Origin of the sequence: Sporosarcina ureae (assembly GCF_029267015.1) — a bacterium.
Lineage (GTDB): Bacteria > Bacillota > Bacilli > Bacillales_A > Planococcaceae > Sporosarcina > Sporosarcina ureae_D.
Genome location: NZ_JARIEA010000058.1, coordinates 1 through 5,357, shown reverse-complemented (window position 1 = coordinate 5,357; position 5,357 = coordinate 1). Strand labels below are relative to the sequence as shown.

General features: G+C 43.2%; 5 protein-coding genes. All 5 read left to right on the top strand.

All coding sequences use genetic code 11. The annotated features are described in order from the left end of the window. Positions 1-80: 80 nt before the first annotated feature. The 5 genes from ftsH to Q7P97_RS08900 all read left to right on the top strand — a co-directional run bounded on the left by ftsH (position 81) and on the right by Q7P97_RS08900 (position 5,293). On the top strand, positions 81-2,120 hold the full coding sequence (gene ftsH, locus Q7P97_RS08920) for an ATP-dependent zinc metalloprotease FtsH (protein WP_303968857.1): 2,040 nt from the start codon (positions 81-83) through the stop codon (positions 2,118-2,120). A gap of 138 nt (positions 2,121-2,258) precedes the next feature. Beyond that, entirely contained in the window at positions 2,259-3,023 is a 765-nt protein-coding gene (locus Q7P97_RS08915; RefSeq protein WP_085427773.1) for a type III pantothenate kinase, read from the top strand. A gap of 12 nt (positions 3,024-3,035) precedes the next feature. After that, positions 3,036-3,905, top strand: coding sequence for an Hsp33 family molecular chaperone HslO (gene hslO, locus Q7P97_RS08910; protein ID WP_303968856.1), 870 nt, complete (start codon positions 3,036-3,038; stop codon positions 3,903-3,905). A 211-nt stretch (positions 3,906-4,116) separates the two neighbouring features. Then, positions 4,117-5,043, top strand: coding sequence for a cysteine synthase A (gene cysK, locus Q7P97_RS08905; RefSeq protein WP_303968855.1), 927 nt, complete (start codon positions 4,117-4,119; stop codon positions 5,041-5,043). A 76-nt stretch (positions 5,044-5,119) separates the two neighbouring features. Next, positions 5,120-5,293, top strand: a complete 174-nt coding sequence (locus Q7P97_RS08900) for a hypothetical protein (protein WP_303968854.1) — start codon at positions 5,120-5,122, stop codon at positions 5,291-5,293. Positions 5,294-5,357 lie beyond the last annotated feature (64 nt).

Below are 5,357 nucleotides of genomic sequence, written 5' to 3'. Positions count from 1 at the left end.
TGTTAAGTAGTGTTAATCTATGCTAAAATTTACAATAGTTTTCTGTTTAGTTTTTGTTGAATGAGATGAGGAGGCTTGGGATGAATCGAATACTTCGATACTTTCTTTTATATGGATTGATCTTCCTTGCAATAATGGGGATATTCAGTTCGCTTAACAATCCAAATCCGAAGATGAAACCAATTCGGTATGATGAATTCATCACAGCGCTGGAACAAGGAAAAGTTGAAAATGCAACTTACCAACCATTACAGCTTGTGTATGAAGTAAAAGGGGAAATGACCGACTACGAAAAAGGTGAAACATTCGTAACGAACATTCCAGAAAATGATATGGACGGCATTCGCGAAATAGTCGCAAAGACAAATACTGAAATTGACATCCTACCGCCAAAAGAAACAAGCGCGTGGGTATCGTTCTTTACAGGACTTGTACCATTCATAATTATTATTATCCTTTTCTTCTTCTTACTGAACCAATCACAAGGCGGCGGTGGCGGCAAGGTGATGAACTTCGGGAAAAGTAAAGCGAAACTGCAAACGGACGATCGAAAGAAAGTACGTTTCAATGATGTTGCAGGTGCAGATGAAGAAAAGGCAGAGCTTGAAGAAGTCGTGGACTTCTTGAAAGACGCCAGTAAGTTTGTGGAGTTAGGCGCACGGATTCCAAAAGGGATCTTGCTAGTAGGACCTCCAGGTACAGGTAAAACATTACTTGCGCGTGCAGTTGCAGGCGAGTCTGGTGTACCATTCTTCTCGATTTCAGGTTCTGATTTCGTTGAGATGTTTGTAGGTGTGGGTGCTTCTCGAGTGCGTGACTTGTTCGAGAATGCCAAGAAAAACTCACCATGTATTATATTTATTGATGAAATTGATGCAGTTGGACGTCAGCGTGGAGCCGGCTTAGGTGGCGGTCACGATGAGCGTGAGCAAACATTGAACCAGTTGCTAGTGGAAATGGATGGATTTGAAGGAAACGAAGGAATTATCATCGTTGCCGCTACAAACCGTCCGGATATTTTGGACCCGGCACTTCTTCGTCCGGGACGTTTTGACCGTCAAATTACAGTTGGTCGTCCAGATGTTAAAGGAAGAGAAGCTGTGTTGAAAGTTCACGCGCGTAACAAGCCACTTGATGATACAGTCGATATGAAAGCTTTAGCTCAACGTACTCCAGGATTCTCTGGTGCGGATCTTGAGAACTTATTGAATGAAGCAGCTCTTGTGGCAGCAAGAAGAGATAAAAAGAAAATTGATATGTCCGATATTGATGAAGCAACGGATCGCGTCATTGCAGGTCCTGCGAAAACAAATCGTGTCATCTCGAAAAAAGAACGAAACATCGTCGCATTCCACGAAGCGGGTCACGTAGTAGTGGGATTAATGCTCGATGATGCAGAAATCGTCCATAAAGTAACTATTGTTCCTCGTGGGCAGGCTGGCGGATACGCCGTCATGCTTCCGAAAGAAGATCGCTACTTCATGACAAAACCTGAACTCCTCGACAAAATCGCGGGTCTTCTAGGTGGACGTGTTTCAGAAGAAATCGTACTTGGCGAAGTGTCAACCGGAGCGCATAATGATTTCCAGCGCGCTACAGGTATTGCACGTTCGATGGTTACAGAATACGGAATGAGCGATAAAATCGGTCCGATGCAGTTCGGTCAGACGCAAGGCGGCCAAGTATTCCTTGGACGTGACTTCAATTCTGAGCAAAACTATTCTGAAGCAATTGCATACGAAATTGACTCTGAAATGCAAATCATTATTAAAGAGCAGTATGAACGCACAAGAAAGATTCTTACTGAAAACCGAGAATTGCTTAATCTCATCGCAACGACTTTATTGGAAGTCGAAACGCTGGATGCGGAACAAATCAATCACTTAAAAGATCACGGTACCTTGCCTGATCGCCCATACGACAACAATGATGGTAGCGATGCTGACAAGAAAGTTGTGGAATCCCCTGTGGAAACTGCAATGAATGAAACACCGGATTCAACAAGCACGACTCCAGATAGCACGGGTGCACCATCAGACCCGTCAATCGGTGACTTGCCAAGTGAAGGTGGAGCAACAGATAAGACACTACCACCAATTGACGAAGAACGCAGAGACTAAGCGAACCTAACAGCCGACTGTTTACAGTCGGCTGTTTTCTTAATGATAGGGAAATGGTCAGTACACATCTACAGTATCTACACGTGGAATTATGATATGATGTACGGGAAAAAGTCAAAGTATGAGGGGACAACGACTATGTTATTAGTATTAGATACAGGTAATACCAATATTGTGTTAGGTGTATATGAAGGGGATCAACTGAAGTACCATTGGCGTATGGAAACCTATCGTCATAAGACCGAGGATGAATACGCCATGCAAGTTAAAGCAATGTTTCAGCATGTAGGGCTTTCATTCGAAGACATTACTGGCATTATTATTTCTTCCGTGGTGCCGCCTGTTATGTTCCCGTTAGAGCAAATGTGTAAAAAGTACTTCAATCAGAAGCCAATGGTTGTTGGACCGGGCGTAAAAACAGGATTGAATATCAAATATGAAAATCCTCGCGAAGTCGGTGCTGATCGGATCGTTAATGCGGTAGCAGCGATCCGTGAATATGGTAGCCCGCTAATAATCGTAGACTTTGGAACAGCTACTACGTATTGCTACGTGAACGAAAACGGCGAATACATGGGTGGTTCCATTGCGCCTGGCATTAAGATCTCTATGGAAGCGCTGTTTGACCGCGCTTCAAAACTGCCGCGCGTTCAACTAGCGCGTCCTGAGCATGTTGTTGGTAAAAATACCGTCGCTGCCATGCAGTCTGGTATTGTCTTTGGTTATGTTGGACAAGTAGAAGGTATTGTTAACCGTATAAAAGAGGATTGTAAAGTAGAACCTACAGTCATCGCGACAGGTGGAATGGCAGAATTGATTGCATCTGAAACAAAAGTAATAGATGTAGTAGATAACTTCCTGACACTAAAAGGATTACATTTAATTTATGAAAGAAATTTGTAAGGAGAGAATGAAATGACAACAGATTATTTAGTAAAAGCATTAGCTTTCGAAGGGCAGATTCGTGCATATGCAGTCCGCTCAACTGAAACAGTAGGCGAAATGCAACAACGTCACCAGATGTGGCCGACAGCGACAGCTGCTCTTGGACGTACCGTTTCAGCATCCGTCATGATGGGCGCTATGTTAAAAGGTGAAGACAATATTACAGTGAAAATCCAAGGAAATGGTCCACTAGGTCCGATTGTTGTGGATGCTAACGCAAAAGGGGAAGTTCGCGGATATGCTACAAATCCACAAACTCACTTACCTCTAAATGAACAAGGGAAATTAGACGTACGTGGTGCAGTCGGTACGGAAGGTATGCTTTCGGTTGTAAAGGATCTTGGTATGAAAGATTACTTTACAGGGCAAGTGCCGATTATTTCCGGGGAAATTGCAGAAGACTTCACTCAGTACATGGTAGTATCTGAACAAGTGCCGTCCGCTGTTGCACTCGGTGTACTTGTCAATCCAGACAACACAGTCGAAGCTTCAGGTGGATTCATACTGCAAGTAATGCCGGGAGCTACAGAAGAAACGATTGTATTGCTAGAAGAAAGAATCACGAACATGACGGCGATTTCTACTATGATTGACAACGGACTAACACCTGAAGGAATCCTTTCAGAAGTGTTAGGTCAAGAAAACGTAGAATTTCTCACTAGAATAGACGTGAAGTTTGATTGTGATTGTTCCAAAGAGCGTTTTAGCGAAGCAATTAAAGGACTTGGAGCTGTAGAAATACAAGCGATGATCGATGAAGATCATGGTGCAGAAGCTCAATGCCACTTCTGTTTAGAGAAGTATCATTTCTCTGAGCAAGAACTTCAAGAGTTAATTTAATGAGATCGTAAACTACTTACCCGTTGCCAAATACATTTTTGCGTAGCGGGTAGTTTTATAATTTGTTTAAAGAACTTTAAAAGTAAGCGCTATCAAAGAAAGCAGATATACTATAATCTTCTGAATGATTTGATTGACAACTTAATTAGAAGGTAGTAATATTAAGCTAATAAAACATATAAAAATACTAGGTATTAGGAGCGGATGACAAATGAGTAGAGTGGGAAATTCAGTTATTGATTTGGTAGGTAACACACCATTAGTGAAATTAAATCGTTTAACAGATGCAAACGACGCAGATGTGTATTTGAAACTAGAATTCTTCAATCCTGGCTCAAGTGTTAAGGATCGTATTGCGCTTGCTATGATTGAGACGGCAGAAAAGAATGGTAATTTAAAAGAAGGCAGTACGATTATCGAGCCGACAAGCGGTAATACGGGTATCGGTCTTGCTATGGTTGCAGCTGCAAAAGGTTATAAGTCAGTACTTGTTATGCCTGACACGATGAGTTTAGAGCGTCGTAACTTACTTCGCGCATACGGAGCGGATTTAGTATTAACTCCAGGAGCTGAAGGAATGAAAGGCGCAATTTCTAAAGCAGAGCAATTGGCAGAAGAAAACGGTTGGTTCTTGCCACAACAATTCAATAATGAAGCAAACCCCGAAGTTCATCGTCTAACAACAGGACCTGAGATTGTGAATGCTTTGGATCAAGTAGACGCATTCATTGCGGGGATTGGTACTGGTGGTACGATTACAGGAGTAGGCGAAGTGTTAAAAGAACGTTTCCCTGGTATCAATATCGTCGCGGTAGAGCCAGAAGATTCAGCAGTATTGTCTGGAGGCAAGCCTGGCCCACATAAAATCCAAGGAATCGGGGCAGGGTTTGTGCCGAAAGTGTTGGATACGGAAATCTATGATGAGATTATCAAAGTTTCTAATGATGATGCATATACGTTTGCGCGTCGTGCGGCACGTGAAGAGGGTATCCTCGGTGGAGTATCTTCAGGTGCAGCGATTGCGGCTGCGTTGCAAGTAGCGAAGAAGTTAGGTAAAGGTAAAACAGTTGTAGCGATCCTTCCGTCTAACGGAGAACGTTACTTGAGCACACCTCTTTATCAGTTTGATGAAGAGTAAGAGATAAAGACTGAAGACGAATCCTGTGTTGGGGGATTCGTCTTTTTGTGTAAAGGTAGTTGTTAGGAGATTGGGATTGGGACGTGGCTCGATATTGGCTTGTCCATGGAAAGTAGAGAGGGGCATACTTTGGACTCGCGCAGGCACGTGGGGGATTGCCTCCAGCCATGAGCCAACTAGCGGTAGGGCTGCTAGTTGTCTCATGGCCACGGCCTACCCCGCAGTTGTGCCTGCACTACTAAGTGGTTGACAAGTTGGATTGTGGTTTATAGAAGATGAAGATCAGTGGATCGGTGATACCTTTCTTCGGTTTT

Bases quoted from the DNA above. Each gene is read 5' to 3' on its own strand.
- ftsH (WP_303968857.1), top strand. From the start codon at position 81: ATGAATCGAATACTTCGATACTTTCTTTTATATGGATTGATCTTCCTT.
- Q7P97_RS08915 (WP_085427773.1), top strand. From the start codon at position 2,259: ATGTTATTAGTATTAGATACAGGTAATACCAATATTGTGTTAGGTGTA.
- hslO (WP_303968856.1), top strand. From the start codon at position 3,036: ATGACAACAGATTATTTAGTAAAAGCATTAGCTTTCGAAGGGCAGATT.
- cysK (WP_303968855.1), top strand. From the start codon at position 4,117: ATGAGTAGAGTGGGAAATTCAGTTATTGATTTGGTAGGTAACACACCA.